The organism is Erythrobacter longus (genome assembly GCF_000715015.1).
Lineage (GTDB): Bacteria > Pseudomonadota > Alphaproteobacteria > Sphingomonadales > Sphingomonadaceae > Erythrobacter > Erythrobacter longus.
The window spans coordinates 115,606-133,677 of record NZ_JMIW01000001.1; the positions used below are offsets into that span (position 1 = coordinate 115,606).

An 18,072-nucleotide genomic window follows, 5' to 3' on the forward strand; every position below is an offset into this window, starting at 1 on the left:
GCTGCTCCCCAAGGCGCGCGGGGGTGGGCGACTGCGCATGGGGCTGGCGCGGCTGACCGAGGCTGAGTGGCTTCAGCCGCAGCCTGATCTTGCCGCTCGTAGGCGCGGTTTTGCGGACTGGCCAGAGGGTGTTGAGCTTACGCGCGAGGCGGAGGCACCTGGCCGCGAATTGGCGGCGATGCTTGGTGTGCAAGGCGCGCTGCCCGAGGCCGCCTTGGCCGCGCACGAAGACATGTGCCTGCTGACAAAGGCGCCCGGCGATGACCAATATCGCCTGATTGGAGCGGCGGTCGCATGGCCCTCTGATTGGCACCCCAAGGACAAGATCGGCCTTCCGCTACGCGCGCTTCATGCACCGATTGCGGGTTATGAGGAGCATCTGGCAAGCGGTGTCGATCGGTTTATGGAAACGCTCAAACCGGGCGCGATCTTCGGGCGATGCAATTGGTTTATCGCTGCCACCGGAGAGCGGCGATGGCTGGAAACTCGCCCGGCGCTAGAAGCATTTGCCCATGTGACCGATGAAAATGCTGGCGAAACCCTGTTCGTTCGGTCGGAACGTCAAACCTTGAGGCGACTGCCTGAAACGGGCGCGATCCTCTTCACGATTGGCATCTATGTCGAACCGCTGGCTGCCTTGAGTGGGGGCAATACCGCCATGCTTGCGCTTGCAGCGAGTGACTTGCTCAAAGGAGAAGGTGACCGGCGCGGCGCTCCTGCGTATGCTGAAAGCCTGATCCAATTTGCCCGTAAGAGGAATGCTGAATGATATGGAGCCTGCTTTTAGTCGCAATGCAGCCCGAGGGCTTGCCTTCGTGCGATAAGGAAAAGGCTGATCAGGGTATTCAGCAAGAGATGAATATCTGCGCTGCCAACGACTTTTTTATTGCCGATCAGGAGATGAATGCGGCTTGGGCGCTTGCCCGCGCGAAGATGAAAGAGCTGGACAAGAGTTATGCCGACCATCCCGGCCCGCCTGAAGCCGACTTACGCAGCTATTTTGAAATCTTGCTTAGTGCACAGCGTGCCTGGCTCAAATACCGCGATGAGCATTGCAGATTGGATGGATATCGCGCGCGCGGCGGTAGCCTTGAACCCTTGTTGGTTTCGACTTGCAAGACGGTACTCACAGAGGCGCGCACAAAGGAATTGCGAGAACTGGCCGAGACTTATTAGTCGGGAAATCTGAGATCAAACTCGATAGGTTGCAAGGGGCCAACCAACCAGCCATAGGCGTATGCGCAACACGTTTTCCCACACGGAGAGACAATGTTTTCTAAGATTTTGGTGGCCAATCGCGGTGAAATCGCTTGCCGTGTTTTTCAGACAGCGAAGCGGATGGGGATTGCGACGGTTGCGGTCTATTCCGACGCGGACCGCAACGCGCCATTTGTGCGCATGGCCGATGAGGCAGTGCACATTGGTGCATCGCCTGCGGCTGAAAGCTATCTGATCCCGGAAAAGATTATCGCTGCGTGCAAGGAAACCGGTGCTGAGGCGGTTCATCCCGGTTATGGCTTCCTGTCAGAGCGGGCGAGTTTTGTCGAAGCTCTTGAAGCCGAGAACATCGCCTTCATCGGCCCGCCAGCAGGTGCGATTGCGGCGATGGGCGACAAGATCGAGTCCAAGAAGCTCGCCAAAGCCGCTGGCGTCAATGTCGTCCCCGGCTTTGTTGGCGAAATTCGCGACACCGATCACGCGGTCGAGATTTCCGATGACATCGGCTATCCCGTGATGATGAAGGCTTCTGCCGGCGGCGGGGGCAAGGGGATGCGGCTTGCGTGGTCTGAAAAAGACGTGCGCGAAGGCTTTGAAGCGACCAAGCGCGAGGGTCTCAACTCCTTTGGCGATGACCGTGTTTTCATTGGAAAATTCATTGAGAACCCGCGTCACATCGAAATCCAGATCCTCGGCGATAAGCACGGCAATACGCTCTATCTGAACGAGCGGGAATGTTCGATCCAACGCCGCCACCAGAAGGTTGTCGAAGAGGCGCCGTCGCCTTTTGTGACCGAGAAAATGCGTAAAGCCATGGGTGAGCAATGCGTCGCTCTGGCCCAGGCGGTGGATTATCATTCTGCGGGTACGGTCGAACTGATTGTTTCCGGCGCGGACAAGACGGGGGAGAGTTTCTACTTCCTCGAAATGAACACCCGCCTTCAGGTTGAGCACCCTGTGACCGAGGCGATTACCGGCGTTGATCTGGTTGAACAGATGATCCGGGTTGCTGCGGGCGAGAAATTGGAACTCACGCAGGACGACATTGGCATTGATGGCTGGTCAATTGAAAACCGCGTCTATGCCGAAGACCCCTATCGCGGTTTTCTGCCTTCGACGGGCCGCTTGATCGAATACTCACCCTCGGTCGAAGGGTGGAGCGATGACGGCGAGGTCGCTGGCAAGCCACGCCGCGGTGTGGCGCGAGGGAACGGCAGCGTGCGCGTGGATGACGGCGTCTTTGAGGGCGGCGAGGTTTCGATGTTCTACGACCCGATGATCGCAAAGCTCATTACATGGGCGCCAACGCGTGAAGAAGCGGCAGACCTCCAGATCGAGGCACTGGACAGCTTTCGCATCAAAGGGCTTGGTCACAACGTCGATTTTCTCTCAGCGATCATGCAGCACGAACGGTTCCGTTCAGGCGAGCTCACCACAGGCTTTATCGCGGAAGAATATCCCGAGGGTTTCGAAGGCGCGCCTGCAAGCGAGGCGCATCTTCGCCAGCTGGCCGCATTGTTCGCAGGGGCCGAGTTCGACACTCAGGTTCGCGCAGGCAAGATCTCAGGCCAGCTAAATGGTGGCGGCAATCCGCCATCCAATTGGATGGTCAAAATCGGCAGCAAAAGCTTTGATGTGATGCTCGAAGAAGGCGGGGCAACCGTCGATGGGCATCGCCTCAACGGCACATGGGACTGGCGCGTGGGTCAAACCTTCGCGAATGTCACCGGCGACAACACCATTGTTGTCCAGGTCGAACGCGAGGGCGTGCGGTGGCGCATTACCACACGCGGCGCGTCGCATCAGGCGTTGGTATTGCCAGCCCGCCTGACGGCCCATGAAGGGCATATGATCGAGAAAGAGCCGCCTGATCTTTCCAAAATGCTGATCTGTCCAATGCCTGGTATGCTGGTGAAACTGCACGTGGCCGAAGGCGAAACGGTTCAACCCGGGCAACCCCTTGCGACTGTCGAAGCCATGAAAATGGAAAATATTCTTCGCGCAGAAAAAGAGGCCGTGATCGCCAAGATCAATGCCGAAGAGGGTGAGAGTCTGGCCGTAGATGCAGTCATTCTTGAGCTAGAATAAGGCTCTAGTTGGATTGAACCGCAGTCTTCATCCCTTGTTCTGGGCTGAAATTTCATAAGTGGTTGCGGTAATCTTTGCGCTCTGACTGTTTCAAATTAGACCAATTGGTGCGCTTTTGCACAGATGTTCTGGCGCTGCCCTGCTGATTGTAGGATTATTACGTATCCGAATCGGATACTGTTTTTTGATATGCAATCTGAGGGGATCAAGTCGTGGCGAAAAAAGGGACAGGATATTTCGACCGAAAGGGTCATTTCTTCAAAACTGCCCGTGAGGCGACTGCCAGCGATTTGGCTGGCGTACTCGGACAGATTGGCGATGGCGAGAGTCTGGCGCCGGGGATTGCGATAACGCTCCTTGAAAAGCGGACAGAGATTGAACGGCTTTTCGCAGAGCACGATGCGATGATGGAGAATGAAGCGCTCTTGGACACGTCTGGCAAAGTGACGCAGCTCCCGCGCACTGCGAGCTAGGAAATACCTGCCAGCACCCTGCGCGCCAAGGCGTCGGGCGTTTGAGTATGGGTGTCCAATTCCAGATCGTATTCAATGCCCTTGTGGAGGCGTGACGATTGTTCGCGCGCCAGACCAGGTAACCTGTCGCCGCGCTCACGCTCGCGCCGTTCAAGTTCGGGCAAGGGGGCATCGACTTTCGCCACCAGGCACGATGGGCCCAGTCGATTGCGGTAATCGTCGATTACGGGTTTTTCTGCCACCTCGTCCACGATTACGTTGAAGCCGGCTTCTGACATTTGTTCAACCAACTGGCGCATCTGCGTCAGCAGACCCTCTCCGCTCGGGCCGTTGCCGATGCGTGGCAGCTCTTCGCCTTGATGGTTCACTTGAGTGATCGGAAACCAATCACGATCAAACTCGCTGCCATCGGGCAGCATCGCGACAAAGGTGTCCATTGCAATATGCAGCCAAATGTCGGTTGCGTATTTCTGGATCGCTTTGGCAAGCGTGGTTTTCCCGGCGCTGCTCACTCCATTGAGGATGATGACCTGCCCGTTCATAGCGTCCCCTACTCCTCGATAATCGCCACGGCACGGATCCATCCAGCACTGGCGCGTTCAATCTTCACCGGGAAACAGCTGAAAGTGAAGCCACGGGCGGGTAGGCTTTCGAGATTGGTCAGCTTTTCTATTTGGTAATAGGGGCGGATACGGCCTGCCTTGTGACCTTCCCAGATGATCTTGGGGTCGCGGGTCTCGGCCCAGCGCTTTGCGGTGTGGCTGAACGGTGCGTCCCAGCTCCATGCATCGGTGCCCACGACCTCAACGCCGCGCTCGGTTAGCCACAAAGTCGCCTCTGCACCAAGTCCCACGCCTTGATCGGTAAAATTGTCCGTGCCGTATACCGCGCCCGATTGGATCAAAACGATATCAAGCGGTTGGAGATCATAATCGATCCTGGCAAAAGCCTCGTCAAGCTCGGCAGCGCTCACCAAATGGCCGTTCGGCAGGTGGGTGAAATCAAGCTTCACGCCGGGGCGAAGGAACCGGTCTAGCGGTGCTTCATCAATGCTGGGTGCAGGTGCTGCGCCCGCATCAGTGGTAGAATGGTAATGCCATGGTGCATCCATATGGGTGCCGTTGTGGGTGGAGAGTTCCAGCATTTCCACCGCCCAACCTTCGCCATCGGGGAGGTCTTCTTTCTGAAGACCGGGGAAAAACATAGCGATCTGCTCCCAAGTGTCTTCGTGGGTCATGTAAGTGACCTTGGGGCGCATGACTTCAGGATCAGAGATCACATCATTGGTGATCGGGATGGAGAGGTCGACAAAGCGGGTCATGCCAGCTCCTCGTCCAGAAACTCGGCGACATCATCAAGCGCAACATCGCGCGCCATGTATGCCTCGCCAAGGCCCTTCAAAAGAAGGAAGGGCAGGGTGCCTGTCCCCTCCATCTTCTTGTCGTGGCGCATATGATCGACAAGCCGCGCGCCATCACAGGTAAGGCCAAGCTGGTTGATCTGGGATGGCAGGCCAGTTGTCCCAATCGCCTGTGCCGCGCGTGCCGCGTCATCGCGGGATATTTCCCCGCGCCGTGCCGAAAAACGCGCGGCTAAAACCATGCCAAGGGCAACTGCCTCACCATGCAGCAAGCGGTCCGAGAACCCGGTTTCAGCCTCCAAAGCATGGCCAAATGTATGCCCAAGATTGAGCAATGCCCGCGCGCCCGATGTTTCACGCTCATCTTCTGAGACGATGCGGGCCTTGGCGCGGATGCTGGTGGCGATGGCGTGTTGAAGCGGTTTGTGGGCGCGCGTCAAAACTTGCGCACCGTTTGCCTCTAACCAGTCGAAGAATTCCCGGTCGCCCAAAAGCCCATATTTGATAACCTCGGCATATCCCGCGCGCATCTCCCTGTCTGGCAGGGTGGTGAGCGTGTCCATATCGGCCAGCACAAGGGAAGGCTGATGAAATGCGCCGATCATATTCTTGCCAGCAGCAGTGTTGATAGCGGTCTTTCCGCCCACCGAGCTGTCGACCTGGCTCAGCAATGTGGTCGGCAATTGCACAAAGCCGCATCCACGTTTGAGGATGGCGCAGGCAAAACCGACCAGATCGCCCACAACCCCGCCACCAAGGGCAAAGACGTGATCTGATCGTGTCACCCCAAGGGAAAGGAGCCAATCCGTCAGCTTCTCTAACCCCGACCAGCTTTTGGACGCTTCGCCAGAGGGCACATCGTACCAGACCGCCTCGAACCCTGCTTTCGCAAGGGATGCTTCGATGCGCGGGCCGTGGTGGTCCCTTGCATTGACGTCGGCCACGATAGGCACCGGGCGCGTGGCATAAGATTTAAGAAACGGCCCTGCGAGATCGGCAATCTGGTCGAGCAGGCCCGCACCGACGATCACGTCGTAAGATCGTCCGCCAAGTTCCACTCTGATGGTTTCAGCCAAGGTCATAGCCATTTATCAATTGCCTCAAGGATCGCTTTGGCCGTTTCCGCGTGGGGCGCGTTTTTGCTTTCAACCCGGATTTGTGCCTGAGAATAAAAGGGTTCGCGCTCATTATAGAGGCGCGTCAGAATTTCTTTTGGATTGCCGTTTCGCAAAAGCGGCCGGGTGTTGCGCCGCGATGTGCGCTCAACCAGAATGTCAATGTCGGTATCGATCCACACCGCGATCGCTCTTTCAAGGATTAGCGAGCGGGTTTCAGGATCGACAAAGGCTCCGCCACCGGTTGCGATCACTCCGCCACCTTCTTCGATCAAGCGGGCGATCACCCGGCGTTCGCCGTCGCGAAAGTAAGCCTCTCCAAACTCTTCGAAAATCTCTGCGATTGAGCGCTGTGCTGCATCTTCTATCGCGTCATCCGCGTCGACGAAATCGCTCCCCAGCATTTCGGCGAGCCTTCGCCCGACGGTCGACTTGCCCACACCCATGAGGCCAACCAGGACAACGGGCCGGTCGATGCGCGCCGCTATTCGGGCAATTTCGCTCCCGTCCATTGCAAGGTGCTCACTCATCACTTGTCCGCATTTCTTGGCCACATAACTTTGACGTTGTATCGAAGTTTCGATTTTTCGTGTTTCATGTGGGCCTAGACTTGGGGTAAGCGCTGCGCAATATGTCAGGCATATCAGTGAAGAATAGAGTGCAATCCGATACACGCCCCAAATCACCCGCAGGAACGCCCTCTGGCAAACCTCGCACTTCCCTTTCGGCTGAGCGGGGGAAATCGAAGGCGCGCATCGCATTTTACGCAGTGGGAGCGCTGTTTGTGATTCTGGCTCTAGCTTATATCGACGGCGGCGAAGAGCCCCTCCATCCGATTGTGCAATCGGTTTCGGTCGCGGCTATGTCAGGGAACCAATCTTGAAGAATTGGCAAACCATGAATTGGAAAACTGGGGTTGCAGCGATTGCGATTGCAGGGGCATTGGGCGGAGCCTTGGCGAGCGGGCTTGCAACCGCGCAGGATGCACCCGAATCGCTCCTTCCGCCCGGATTTGATGATCCAGCGCCCGCACCAACGCCCGCGCCCCAATCAACATCCGCGCCCCCTGTTGCACCCCCTTCTAATTCAGGTGCCGCGCCTCGCGGCGCGCAATCATCGCCAACCGCGCCCAACGCAGGGTCTGTTCCCGGCAGTATTCCCAATGTACCTCAGCTTTCCGATTCTGAACGTTCCGGTCTGCCCAGCCTTGCGGAATTGGAAGAGCTTTCAACCGATGAGCTGGACGATCTTCTTGGGCTAAAGCCGCAGTATGACATTCCTCCCGCTGCACGCCGGTCATTGGCGAGGGTGGGGGTCTTGGCACCCTCTGAAGGCGGGCTTGCAACAAAGTCTCTGGCCAATCAGCCTGAACGATTGGTGCGCGCAATCTTGAAAGGCACGAAAGGGCCGCTGGTTTCGCGTTGGGGGCATATCATGATGCGCCGCGCGCTTGCGAGCCGCCTCGAAACGCCGAACGGGATGAACCCGGTTGAGTTTGCAGCGCTGAGGGCCGGGGTGCTCAATTCGATGGGCGAATTCACCATTGCCCGCGCCTTGGTGCAAGACATTGATGCGGGCAATTGGAACGATGATCTGACCAGTCAGGCGATCACCGCATACATTGGGGCAAGTGACATTGTGGGCACGTGCCCTGCGATAAGGCTGGGTGGCTCACGCTCGGATAATCCGCAGTGGGTCATGCTTTCGGCGATTTGCAACGCATATGCCGGTGAGGGCGCGCTGGCATCGCGCCAGCTGAACACAGCACAAAACGAAGAAATCGCGCCGGAAATCGATCTTTTGCTGGCTCAGCGATTTGCCGGGGCTGCTGGTCGAGGGCGCGGAGGGACCACTGTTAGCTGGGAAGGCGTCGAAGGGATCACCCCATGGCGTTTCAGCCTCGCAAAAGCTCTTGGTGAAACCATCCCGGCACCGCTCCTTGATGCCGCATTGGAAAGCCCGTCGGGCTCCTATTACATGCTTGCAGGCGCAGGATCGACGGCCGTTCCAATAAATGAACGCATACCTTACGCTGAATTTGCCGCGACGCGCGGTGTGTTTTCGGCAAAAGCGTTGGTGGGGCTCTACAGCGAGCTTTACAATAACGAAGGCCTTGGCGGCGATGCGGCGCAGCGTGCTGCGCGTTTGAGAGATGCCTATGTGACGCCTGATCCGGCGGCTCGAATAGCGGCAATGCGCGGGCTATGGGACACAGGAGCGACCGGCTTTGCTGGCCAAATTCTGACCGCTTATGCTGCCGCCCGCGTTCCGCCTGCTGCTGAAAACCTTGGCGATGCGCCGCAGTTGATCGGCTCCATGCTCACCGCAGGATTGGACCGCGATGCCATGGCCTGGGAGCCTTTTGTTGAAGAGGGTTCTTTGAGTTGGGGCCTGCTGGCGCTGTCTAACCCCAATGCTGGCAGTGCTAGTATTGCGGGCGTGGATGACTTTCTTAGCAATGACGACAGCCAAGAGGCGCGCAAATCAGCGTTTCTCATCGCTGGCCTAGGTGGTCTTGGCCGTTTGCCGGGCGGGGATGTCAACGGTTACGGCGCCCAAATTGGTGTGGATTTCGCACGTCAAACCCGCTGGACCCGGATGATCGACCGCGCGGCGCAGGTGAACAACAAGGCCATGGTCGCGTTTTTGGCGGGGCTGGGCATGCAAGGGGAAAGCTGGAGCCAGATGACCCCTGTGCATCTTTATCATCTCGTGTCGGCCTTGAACCAAGTGGGCCTGAATGCAGAAGCTCGAATGATCGCCGCAGAGGCGGTCGCGCGCGGGTAAGCTTGCCCATGTCGTCTGCGACACGGGATTTTCTCGATATGCTGGCAGCAGAGCGGGGCGCTTCGGCGAACACTCTTGCCGCTTACACCCGCGATCTGGATGGGGCCGAGGAGCTATTGGGCGACCTTGCCAAAGCGCCGCGTACCTCAGTTGCGAAGCTTGCCAGCGCTTGGAGCGACCTTGCCCCTTCGACAATTGCACGAAAGACGTCGGCGCTGAGGCAGTTTTTTGGTTTTGCGATTGAAGAGGGCTGGCGCGAGGATGATCCCTCAGGCGCTCTCCCCCGGCCACGCACGCGCCGCCCCCTTCCCAAAGTGCTGGGCCACGAAGCGGTCGATGTGCTTTTCAAACGTGCCGAAATGGAGGCAGAAAGCGGAAGGCCCGCAGCAATTCGCGACTTGGCATTGCTCGAATTGCTCTATGGCTCCGGACTTCGGGCGACCGAATTGGTAAGCCTTCCTTTAAGCGCGGTGCCGCGCGATGCGCCTTTGCTCACCGTCATGGGCAAAGGCGGCCAGGCGCGCATGGTCCCGGTGAGTGAGAGAGCAAAAGAGGCGATTTCGGCGTGGTTGGAAGTACGGCCAAAAGTGCCCGTATCGCGGTTCTTATTCCCGTCACGCGGCGGCAAACCGCTTAGCCGCGTGCGGCTCTTCCAGCTATTGAAGGAGCTTGCGACGCGCGCAGACCTCGACCCAAAAGGGATTTCTCCGCACGTCCTTCGCCACGCCTTTGCAACCCACTTGTTGGAAGGGGGCGCGGACCTGCGCGTTCTGCAGACGCTTTTGGGCCATGCCGACATCGCGACAACCCAGATATACACCCACGTTGATGCGGCACGGCTTGTTGAGTTGGTAAACTCGCGCCACCCTCTTGCCGAGAAGCGCGTGAAGCACTAGCGCAAAACCCATGATTTCTTATCTCGAATTTGAAAAACCCGTCGCAAGCTTGGAACAGCGTATCAAAGAGATGCGCTCGCTGGAAAGCGATGACGGCGTTGATGTGGCATCAGAGATTGAGCGGCTTGAAGTCAAAAGCGGTGAGCTGCTTGCATCAACCTATGCCTCGCTTACCCCGTGGCAAAAAACGCAAGTCGCGCGCCATCCGCAGCGTCCCCATTTTCGCGACTATATCGCCCACGCTTTCACTGACTTCATGCCTTTGGGCGGTGATCGCAATTTTGGCGATGACGAAGCGATCATGGGCGGTTTTGCAAAGCTTGATGGCAGGCGCGTTGTGGTCATCGGGCACGAAAAAGGCCACGATACCCAGACCCGTATCAAGCACAATTTTGGCATGGGCAAACCCGAAGGATACCGCAAAGCTATCCGCTTGATGGAGCTTGCGGGTCGTTTTGGCCTTCCGGTTGTCACACTGGTCGATACCTCAGGCGCATTTCCGGGAATTGAGGCCGAAGAGCGCGGGCAGGCGGAAGCGATCGCGCGTTCAACAGAAGCATGCCTTGCGCTGCCCACTCCGATGGTCTCTGTGATCGTGGGCGAGGGCGGTTCTGGCGGGGCGGTTGCGCTTGCGAGCGCTGAACGTGTCCTGATGCTTGAACACGCGGTATATTCGGTCATTTCGCCAGAAGGCTGTGCATCGATTCTGTGGCGCACGTCTGAAAAGGCAGCGGATGCGGCGCAAGCAATGAAAGTCACAGCGCAGCACCTTAAACGTCTCGGCGTGATCGACCGTATCGTCAAAGAACCGGTTGGCGGCGCGCATCGTGATCCGCAAGGGACAGCGATAAACCTTGGTAAGGTTATCGGCGAAGAGCTTGATAAATTGGGCGGTATGGACAGCACAGAAATTATCGCGCTTCGTGAAAAGCGGTTCCTCGACCTAGGCGGTTAATAGCCTCATAAGACAAGCAATCTGAACGAGCAGGGCTTGCTCGCAAGGTGTATTTCCCGTTAACATTAATCCCAAGGGGTTTTTCGAAGGCGGGAGATATACAATGGCCAAATTCGGGCGCAAAATTGGGATGGCAGGGACAGCGACACTCGCGCTTGCCTTAACCGGGTGTATGGGCGGGGGCGAAATCCCATCTGCTTCCACACCGATCACCACTACAGAAGCGCAGCAGGGCGCTGAATATCACCCGCAATTGCTCAACCAGTTTGGTGGCGCGATGACCGGTTCACAGGCGCAATATGTCGAATCGGTTGGTAAGAATATTGCGGTGCAATCTGGCCTTGGTAATGCGCGCGAAAGCTTCACCGTCAGCCTGCTCAATTCACCTGTAAACAACGCTTTTGCAGTACCGGGTGGGTATATCTACACCACACGCCAGCTCGTAACGCTCATGAATAACGAAGCGGAATTGGCAGCGGTCATGGGGCATGAAGTCGGCCACGTCGCGGCGCGCCATTCGCAAAGGCGCCAACAACGCGCGCAGCGTAACCAGATCGGCGGCGTCCTGGGCGCCGTTCTATCGGGCGTACTGCTGGGTGATAGCTCTATCGGGAACACGGTCTCTCGTGGGTTTTTGCAAGGGTCACAGCTGCTTACCCTAAGCTTTTCACGCTCTCAGGAAACGCAGGCCGATGATCTGGGCATCCAATACCTGACCAATGCCGGATACGATCCACGAGCGATGGGCACCGTTTTGGCAAGCCTGGCTGCGCAAAATTCCTTGGATGCAAGGCTGCAAGGCCGCAATGCGAGCGTGCCGGAATGGGCATCGACCCACCCGGAGCCCGCAAGCCGGGTACAGCGCGCGCTCACTGCGTCTCAGGGCCTTCCGGGCACTGTCACGAATCGCGACACATTCCTCTCGCGAATCGATGGGCTCATTTACGGGGATGACCCCGCGCAAGGCGTTATTGAGGGTAGCCAGTTTATCCATCCCGAGCTGCGCCTGAGTTTTACAGCGCCCCAAGGGTTTTACATGGTCAACTCAACGCGTGCGGTGAGCATCAATGGGCAAGGCGGGCAGGGGCAGCTTACCCTTGCGAGCTATTCCGGTGATCTTGCATCCTATGTGAGACAGCAATTCACGGCTTTGGGGGGAGAGAACAACGCTCTTGCGCCGCAAACTTTGGAGCGCACTACGGTCAACGGTCTACCCGCCGTTTACGGACAGGCGCGCGTAAATAACGGCAATTCCCAAGTGGATGTGACGGTCTTCGCGTATGAGTTTGCCCGCGACCGGGCCTATCACTTTGCGACCATTACCCCTGCGGGGAGCGCAAACCCCTTCGCATCCATGTTCCAGTCCATGCGGCGCATCACGGCATCAGAGGCCGGGCAGGTTGTACCGCGCCGTCTTGATGTCGTGACAGTGCAGCGCGGGGACACGATTTCGGGCCTTGCCCGCAGAATGGCTTATGAAAGTGGACAAGAGGAGCGCTTCCGCGTCCTCAATGGCCTTGGGCAAAGAGATGTCTTGCAGGCCGGGCAAAAAGTGAAATTGGTCGTTCGCGCCCGGTGAGAGCGCGCCCGCGCTTTTGAAGTGTCAATTTATTGCAGGCAAAAGAAAAGCGGCGGGGATGGACCCCGCCGCTTCGCTTTTTGATTAAGTCGCTTAGACTTAGCCAGCTGCAGTGATTGGCGCCTGCATGTCGCCTTGTACCTTGTTGAAGGTGTTGGTGAGCGTGCCACCAAGTGCACCCATAGCGGTGATTGCAGCAACAGCGATAAGAGCAGCGATAAGGCCGTACTCAATTGCAGTTGCGCCAGCTTCGTCACGTGCGAGTTTGTTGATGAAAGTCATTTGTAGTCTCCTGGTTTTGGTCTTCGGTACCCGTGTCCGCCTGCCCTGTGGCCAATTGGACGATTCGTGGATTAGACGGTAAGCAATTGAGAAATTCCTAATTCGGAACCTTTCTAAAACGTTACTAGTTGTTCATCGCCTCCACTGAGCGATCTTGAACGAGGGTCCATGTTTGATCGGAAACAGCTGCAACGCTTTGCAACGCACCGATCATGGCAATCACGATCAAGCTCACAATCAGACCGTACTCAACAGCTGTGGCGCCAGAATTGTCGTTCCCAATGTGCTTAAGGAAGTTCGTCAAATTCATGAAGTCACCCGTAAATACGTTCCTGACGAGTTAGAAAATCGCCGGAACCCGTTAAGAAAAGACTAAGGACAGGGCCAAAGATGGAAAAAAATCCGACATGACTGACGCTCCGCTCTGGGTTGTCGCTGGCGCTTTGGCTGGTCCTGATGCGCGGTGGCTTATGCACCGCAGGCCCTTAAACAAAGCTCACGGCGGACTATGGGAATTTCCTGGGGGCAAGGTCGAAGAGACTGAAATTCCCGTAGAATCCCTTGTACGTGAATTGCACGAGGAACTCGGTATCATTCTTAAAGCGCCCGATTGCACGCCTGTTTGCTTTGCCGAGGATCACCGCAAATCGGGGAATCGGCCGATTGTCATATTGCTTTACAAAATCACCAATTGGGTGGGTTTGCCGCAAGCTTTGGAAGGCGGGGAGGTCGGTTGGTTCAGCGCGCAAGAGGCAATGAAATTGAAAAAACCGCCGCTTGATGAGCAATTGGCGGCCCATTTGTTCGAAAAATGAGATTTGAGTGACAAATTGCACGAACTAGGGATTGCCAATCTGCTCACACCCTCTTATGTGCCGCACCTCAATGCGCGCCAGTAGCTCAGCTGGATAGAGTACCTGACTACGAATCAGGCGGCCGGAGGTTCGAATCCTTCCTGGCGCGCCAAGAAAGCCCATCCTCGAAAGAGGGTGGGCTTTTTTGGTTTCGGACCTCTCGGAACAATGAACGCAAATGCCGCGCTGTTCAGGAAGGACGTGCAATCTGACGATTGCTCTCTATATTTTGTGAGGGGGCAGCCTATTTCGGCTGCGATTGAAACTGATGCTTGTTCAGATGCAAATTTTGCACGGAACTATTTGAGCATACAGCGATTTTTACCCTTGGGATCTCGAAAGGAAGTATGACGGACCATCACCGGGTCCCTGTGCTTGCCATGAATATGCCGGCTTGCGGCAACAGAAAGGTAATGCGATGAACAATATGTGTAGCCACAGCCATGGCGAATTTGACCCGGATAATCCGTTGAACAAACCTGATGTTCCCGACGATGTGCAAGATGCAATCCGCACGCTTTTGCGTTGGGCGGGTGATGATCCCGACCGCGAAGGTTTAATCGACACACCCAAGCGGGTGGGCCGCGCGTGGCTCGAGTATTGCCGAGGCAATCAGGAAGATCCTGCGATCCATCTGGCGCGCATCTTTGAAGAGGTGGGCGGTTATGAAGAGATTGTGCTGCTCAAAGGCATTCCCTTTCAGTCGCACTGCGAACACCACATGGCCCCGATCACCGGAAAGGCTCACATTGCCTATCTTCCGGCCAAGAAAGTCGTAGGCATCTCCAAGCTTGCCCGCGTGCTGCATGGCTATGCTAACCGCCTTCAGGTGCAAGAGCGCCTGACCGCAGAGGTTGCCGACTGTATCTGGAACAACCTTGAGCCGCGCGGTGTTGCGGTTGTTATTGAGGCCGAGCATGGTTGTATGACCGGACGCGGCGTTAAAGTGCACGAGGTTGAGATGCTCACCAGCCGCATGATGGGCTGTTTCCTCGAAGATGCAGCAAGCCGCAAGGAAGTGCTCAGCCTCATGGGCTTTTGAGCTTACGCAAATTTATCGCTAGAGGGCGGGGATGACAAAGCTCCAACCCCTCCTGACAGCTGACGAACTCGTCGACTTTTTCTGCGAAGCTTTCCCCGGCCAAGACCGGTCTGCTCACGATTTTGTTGAGATCAAATCCGGCTTTCTGCGGCTGCGTAATTCAGCCAAGCACGCGATGCTGCGTCCGGGCGGCATTATATCCGGCCCTACACAAATGGCGGTCGCTGACCGCGCGGCCTATGCGGTGATCCTTGCGCATATCGGGATCGTTCCGATGGCAGTGACCAGCAACCTCAATATGAGTTTCCTGCGAGGCGTTGAGGCCCGCGACTTTTATGCCGATGCGCAGTTGATCAAGCTTGGCCGCCGATTGGCGACGGTTGATGTGCGGCTTTGGCAGGACGACGAGAGCACCGTGGTGGCGCAGTCCACCGTGACCTACGCGATACCCGACCAATAAAAAGGGCGCCTCAATAGTGGCGCCCTTTCTCAATTCGCTTTTTCCCGCCTTTTACATCTGGCCAAGCATATGCTCTGCGCTGGACACTTTGAAGTCGCCGGGCTCTTCGACGTTCAGCTGTGTGACTGTGCCGTCCTCGATCACCATCGAGAAACGCTGACCGCGCTTGCCCATGCCAAAGTCTGAACCGTCCATCGTAAGGCCAACCGCCTCGACAAATTCGCCATTGCCATCGGCGAGCATGGTAATGTCGCTGGACCCGGCTGCCTCATTCCATGCGCCCATGACAAAGGCATCATTGACGGCGGTGCCGACAATCTCATCTACGCCTTTGGCTTTGAGGTCGGCGGCTTTCTCTACAAAGCCGGGGAGGTGCTTGGCAGAACAGGTCGGTGTAAACGCGCCCGGCACTGAAAACAGCGCCACTTTCTTGCCTGCGAAATACTCTGAGGCTTTGACCGGTTGCGGCCCTTCGGCGGTTGCTTTCACCATGTTCACTTCTGGAACTTTGTCGCCAACTGAAATCGTCATCACTGTCTCCCTTGCGGTCTAAGGACTCGTACCTAGACACGCTGCGTGTCCAGATTTCTCATCCGATATAGGCGCTATAAGCGGCTCGACAATGTCTGAATTTTGAGGGGTATGCTTGGTTTATTTCGCTTAACTGCAGATGTTGAATTTCGCGTAAACTGATGCAGCGACCCTTGGGGACGTGGTGGAACACACGCCTTTAAGGATCGAGACAATGAACAAGCACGCTACATCTATAGACCGAGGGTTCTGGCGCGGTGCGAAAGCTGTGGTCATGGTCATGGCCACTGCGCTTGGCGCAGCAACGATGACCGCTCCCGCACAGGCGAACGCCGGGTCGACCACCGGTTTCGACCAGGCCCATTCCCTTCGCAGTCTCGACATCATGCTGATGGTGACCTCTCTGCGCTGCCGTTCTGGGCCTCATGATTTTCGAAGCGATTACAACAATTTCTCCGCCGTTCAATCGGCGCATTTGAATGCTGCGGGTCGCACTCTCAGGCGGTCTTTTGCTGCGAGCTATGGTGAGACAAACCCGGCACGCGCTTTGGACCGGATGGGAGTTAAGATTGCAAATTCCTATGGCGATGGTCACCCATGGCTTAACTGTGCCCAGTTGCAGCAAGCGGCTCGCGAATTGTCGCAAAGCCCAGATGTTGACCACCTTGCAAACAAAGCACGCTATTTGCTCAGCGCCCGGCGGCCGTTGGAACAACCCGCTGTGCCCCGCCAAATTGCGCAGTCTCAGCCTGTGCAGATCGCTTACAATATGACCGCTGATTGGGAACAGCGCCCCTAAATAACGTTCGCCAAGTGCGCCACTGCGGTGAGGGCATATGGTCATATAAAGGAAACTTTATATTGTGATTGCTCATGGACGGTTGGGCGGCTATCAGCGCGCCTAGCTTTTAAGACGCCGCGCGCTTGTCGATCGGCGTTTGTCTATAGAACACGCCCTTTGAACTTTAGGAGATGGCCCATGGCCACCGCAGCCCACACCCACGAATATGTGATCAAAGATATCGCGCTTGCCCAGTTTGGCCGTGATGAGATCGCCATTGCTGAAACCGAAATGCCGGGCTTGATGGCTCTGCGCGAGGAATATGGCGCTGCGCAGCCTTTGAAGGGCGCGCTTATCACTGGCTCGCTGCACATGACGATCCAGACCGCCGTTCTGATTGAGACGCTGGTCGCGCTTGGCGCAGAAGTGCGCTGGGCAACCTGCAATATCTTCTCGACCCAGGACCACGCAGCCGCCGCGATTGCCGACCAAGGCATTCCGGTCTTCGCGATCAAGGGTGAGACCTTGGCCGAATATTGGGACTATGTCGGCCGTATTTTCGATTGGTCGACGGATGCTAATCCTGATCAAACCGCCAATATGATCCTCGACGATGGCGGCGATGCGACCATGTTTGCACTTTGGGGTGCGAGGCTGGAAGCAGGCGAAGAAATGCCTGCGCCTGCCAATGCCGAGGAAATCGAATTCCAACGCGCTCTTAAAGCTTATGTGAAGGCAAAGCCTGGCTACCTCACCAAGAGCGTTCAGAACATCAAGGGCGTGTCGGAAGAGACCACGACGGGCGTTATGCGCCTCTATCAGATCGCGAAGCAGGGCAAGCTCCCGTTCCCGGCGATCAACGTCAATGACAGCGTGACCAAGTCGAAGTTCGACAACCTTTATGGCTGTAAGGAGAGTCTCGTCGATGCGATCCGCCGTGCGACCGACGTGATGCTGGCAGGCAAAGTCGCTTGTGTCGCTGGATATGGCGATGTGGGAAAAGGTTCGGCAGCGTCCCTTCGTGATGGCGGCGCGCGCGTTATGGTCACTGAGATTGACCCGATCTGTGCGCTTCAGGCGGCGATGGACGGCTACGAAGTCGTCTCCATGGAAGATGCCTGCAAGCGCGCTGATATCTTCGTGACCGCCACCGGCAATGAAGACGTCATCACCGGCGAGCACATGAAGAACATGAAAAACATGGCGATTGTGTGCAATATCGGTCACTTCGACAGTGAAATTCAGATCAGCGCTCTCGACAATTACGATTGGAAAGAGATCAAGGAAGGCACCGACATGGTCACCTTCCCAGAAGGCAATTCGTTGCTGATCCTTGCCAAGGGCCGCCTTGTGAACCTTGGTTGCGCCACCGGTCACCCAAGCTTTGTGATGAGCGCAAGCTTCACCAACCAGGTGCTCGCTCAGATCGAGCTTTTCACCAAGTCGGATGATTACAAGAACGATGTGTACGTTCTGCCCAAGCACCTCGACGAGAAAGTGGCGGCGCTTCACCTTGAAAAGCTTGGAGTGCAATTGACACAGCTGAGCCAGACGCAAGCAGACTACATCGGTGTGCCCAAAGAGGGTCCATTCAAGCCGGATCATTACCGTTATTGATCGGATTTGGGCGTAACCGCCCGAAGATATTCAG

The 18,072-nt window shown here is 56.7% G+C and carries 20 protein-coding genes and 1 tRNA gene; 14 read left to right on the forward strand and 7 right to left on the reverse strand.

The genetic code is table 11. From position 1 onward, the window contains the following. Window positions 1–37: 37 nt before the first annotated feature. The 4 genes from EH31_RS00565 (at window position 38) to EH31_RS00580 (ending at window position 3,779) form a co-directional block, all read left to right on the forward strand. A complete protein-coding gene (locus EH31_RS00565; RefSeq protein ID WP_241765791.1) occupies window positions 38–769 on the forward strand; it encodes a heme-dependent oxidative N-demethylase family protein in 732 nt (243 codons plus the stop codon). Continuing rightward, on the forward strand, window positions 766–1,176 hold the full coding sequence (locus EH31_RS00570; protein ID WP_034957461.1) for a lysozyme inhibitor LprI family protein: 411 nt from the start codon (window positions 766–768) through the stop codon (window positions 1,174–1,176). The genes EH31_RS00565 and EH31_RS00570 overlap by 4 nt, the downstream gene beginning before the upstream one ends. A gap of 93 nt (window positions 1,177–1,269) precedes the next feature. Further along, window positions 1,270–3,306 carry an acetyl-CoA carboxylase biotin carboxylase subunit gene (locus tag EH31_RS00575; RefSeq protein ID WP_034957463.1) on the forward strand — a complete coding sequence of 679 codons (2,037 nt, stop codon included), beginning with the start codon at window positions 1,270–1,272 and terminating at the stop codon, window positions 3,304–3,306. Between the two features lie 212 nt (window positions 3,307–3,518). Then, window positions 3,519–3,779, forward strand: coding sequence for a hypothetical protein (locus EH31_RS00580; protein ID WP_034957466.1), 261 nt, complete (start codon window positions 3,519–3,521; stop codon window positions 3,777–3,779). On the opposite strand, the gene EH31_RS00585 is transcribed toward EH31_RS00580, so the two are convergent. The 4 genes from EH31_RS00585 to EH31_RS00600 are packed head-to-tail and all read right to left on the reverse strand — an operon-like array spanning window position 3,776 to window position 6,784. After that, window positions 3,776–4,321, reverse strand: a complete 546-nt coding sequence (locus EH31_RS00585) for a phosphotransferase-like protein (protein ID WP_034957468.1) — start codon at window positions 4,319–4,321, stop codon at window positions 3,776–3,778. The genes EH31_RS00580 and EH31_RS00585 overlap by 4 nt on opposite strands. Before the next feature lie 8 nt (window positions 4,322–4,329). Then, window positions 4,330–5,100 (reverse strand): cyclase family protein, encoded by a 771-nt coding sequence (locus EH31_RS00590; RefSeq protein WP_034957471.1) that lies wholly within the window; start codon window positions 5,098–5,100, stop codon window positions 4,330–4,332. After that, window positions 5,097–6,227: a 3-dehydroquinate synthase gene (gene aroB / locus EH31_RS00595; protein ID WP_081853157.1), complete on the reverse strand. Its 1,131-nt coding sequence runs from the start codon at window positions 6,225–6,227 to the stop codon at window positions 5,097–5,099. The genes EH31_RS00590 and aroB overlap by 4 nt, the downstream gene beginning before the upstream one ends. After that, window positions 6,218–6,784, reverse strand: coding sequence for a shikimate kinase (locus EH31_RS00600; protein WP_034957475.1), 567 nt, complete (start codon window positions 6,782–6,784; stop codon window positions 6,218–6,220). Before EH31_RS00600 ends, aroB begins: the two co-directional genes overlap by 10 nt. A 367-nt stretch (window positions 6,785–7,151) precedes the next feature. Here EH31_RS00600 and EH31_RS00610 point away from each other — a divergent pair, with 367 nt between their 5' ends. The 4 genes from EH31_RS00610 (at window position 7,152) to EH31_RS00625 (ending at window position 12,471) form a co-directional block, all read left to right on the forward strand. Then, window positions 7,152–9,041 (forward strand): hypothetical protein, encoded by a 1,890-nt coding sequence (locus EH31_RS00610; RefSeq protein WP_034957479.1) that lies wholly within the window; start codon window positions 7,152–7,154, stop codon window positions 9,039–9,041. A gap of 8 nt (window positions 9,042–9,049) precedes the next feature. Further along, window positions 9,050–9,937: a tyrosine recombinase gene (locus EH31_RS00615; protein WP_034957481.1), complete on the forward strand. Its 888-nt coding sequence runs from the start codon at window positions 9,050–9,052 to the stop codon at window positions 9,935–9,937. 10 nt (window positions 9,938–9,947) lie between these two features. Next, the gene (locus tag EH31_RS00620) at window positions 9,948–10,892 is read left to right on the forward strand and encodes an acetyl-CoA carboxylase carboxyltransferase subunit alpha (RefSeq protein WP_034957483.1); all 945 of its coding nucleotides are present in this window, start codon (window positions 9,948–9,950) and stop codon (window positions 10,890–10,892) included. 103 nt (window positions 10,893–10,995) lie between these two features. Then, window positions 10,996–12,471 carry a M48 family metalloprotease gene (locus EH31_RS00625; RefSeq protein WP_034957485.1) on the forward strand — a complete coding sequence of 492 codons (1,476 nt, stop codon included), beginning with the start codon at window positions 10,996–10,998 and terminating at the stop codon, window positions 12,469–12,471. Window positions 12,472–12,570: 99 nt separating this feature from the next. On the opposite strand, the gene EH31_RS00630 is transcribed toward EH31_RS00625, so the two are convergent. Both EH31_RS00630 and EH31_RS00635 read right to left on the reverse strand, forming a co-directional pair. Continuing rightward, window positions 12,571–12,753: a Flp family type IVb pilin gene (locus EH31_RS00630; RefSeq protein ID WP_034957487.1), complete on the reverse strand. Its 183-nt coding sequence runs from the start codon at window positions 12,751–12,753 to the stop codon at window positions 12,571–12,573. A 124-nt stretch (window positions 12,754–12,877) separates the two neighbouring features. Then, the gene (locus tag EH31_RS00635) at window positions 12,878–13,063 is read right to left on the reverse strand and encodes a Flp family type IVb pilin (RefSeq protein WP_034957488.1); all 186 of its coding nucleotides are present in this window, start codon (window positions 13,061–13,063) and stop codon (window positions 12,878–12,880) included. Between the two features lie 97 nt (window positions 13,064–13,160). Between EH31_RS00635 and EH31_RS00640 the strand changes: the two genes are divergently transcribed. The 4 genes from EH31_RS00640 to EH31_RS00655 all read left to right on the forward strand — a co-directional run bounded on the left by EH31_RS00640 (window position 13,161) and on the right by EH31_RS00655 (window position 15,109). Next, window positions 13,161–13,568, forward strand: coding sequence for an NUDIX domain-containing protein (locus EH31_RS00640; RefSeq protein ID WP_034957490.1), 408 nt, complete (start codon window positions 13,161–13,163; stop codon window positions 13,566–13,568). A 74-nt stretch (window positions 13,569–13,642) separates the two neighbouring features. Next, a tRNA-Arg gene (locus EH31_RS00645) sits at window positions 13,643–13,719 on the forward strand. 306 nt (window positions 13,720–14,025) lie between these two features. Continuing rightward, window positions 14,026–14,649, forward strand: coding sequence for a GTP cyclohydrolase I FolE (gene folE / locus EH31_RS00650; protein ID WP_051698830.1), 624 nt, complete (start codon window positions 14,026–14,028; stop codon window positions 14,647–14,649). 31 nt (window positions 14,650–14,680) lie between these two features. Further along, window positions 14,681–15,109 carry a PaaI family thioesterase gene (locus EH31_RS00655; RefSeq protein ID WP_034957492.1) on the forward strand — a complete coding sequence of 143 codons (429 nt, stop codon included), beginning with the start codon at window positions 14,681–14,683 and terminating at the stop codon, window positions 15,107–15,109. A 51-nt stretch (window positions 15,110–15,160) separates the two neighbouring features. Here the strand turns inward: EH31_RS00655 and EH31_RS00660 are convergent, their stop codons facing one another. After that, window positions 15,161–15,640 carry a peroxiredoxin gene (locus EH31_RS00660; RefSeq protein WP_034957493.1) on the reverse strand — a complete coding sequence of 160 codons (480 nt, stop codon included), beginning with the start codon at window positions 15,638–15,640 and terminating at the stop codon, window positions 15,161–15,163. Window positions 15,641–15,854: 214 nt separating this feature from the next. Here EH31_RS00660 and EH31_RS16620 point away from each other — a divergent pair, with 214 nt between their 5' ends. After that, window positions 15,855–16,439, forward strand: a complete 585-nt coding sequence (locus tag EH31_RS16620) for an S-adenosyl-L-homocysteine hydrolase (protein WP_152553413.1) — start codon at window positions 15,855–15,857, stop codon at window positions 16,437–16,439. Window positions 16,440–16,619: 180 nt separating this feature from the next. Next, window positions 16,620–18,038 (forward strand): adenosylhomocysteinase, encoded by a 1,419-nt coding sequence (gene ahcY / locus EH31_RS00670; RefSeq protein WP_034957495.1) that lies wholly within the window; start codon window positions 16,620–16,622, stop codon window positions 18,036–18,038. Window positions 18,039–18,072 lie beyond the last annotated feature (34 nt).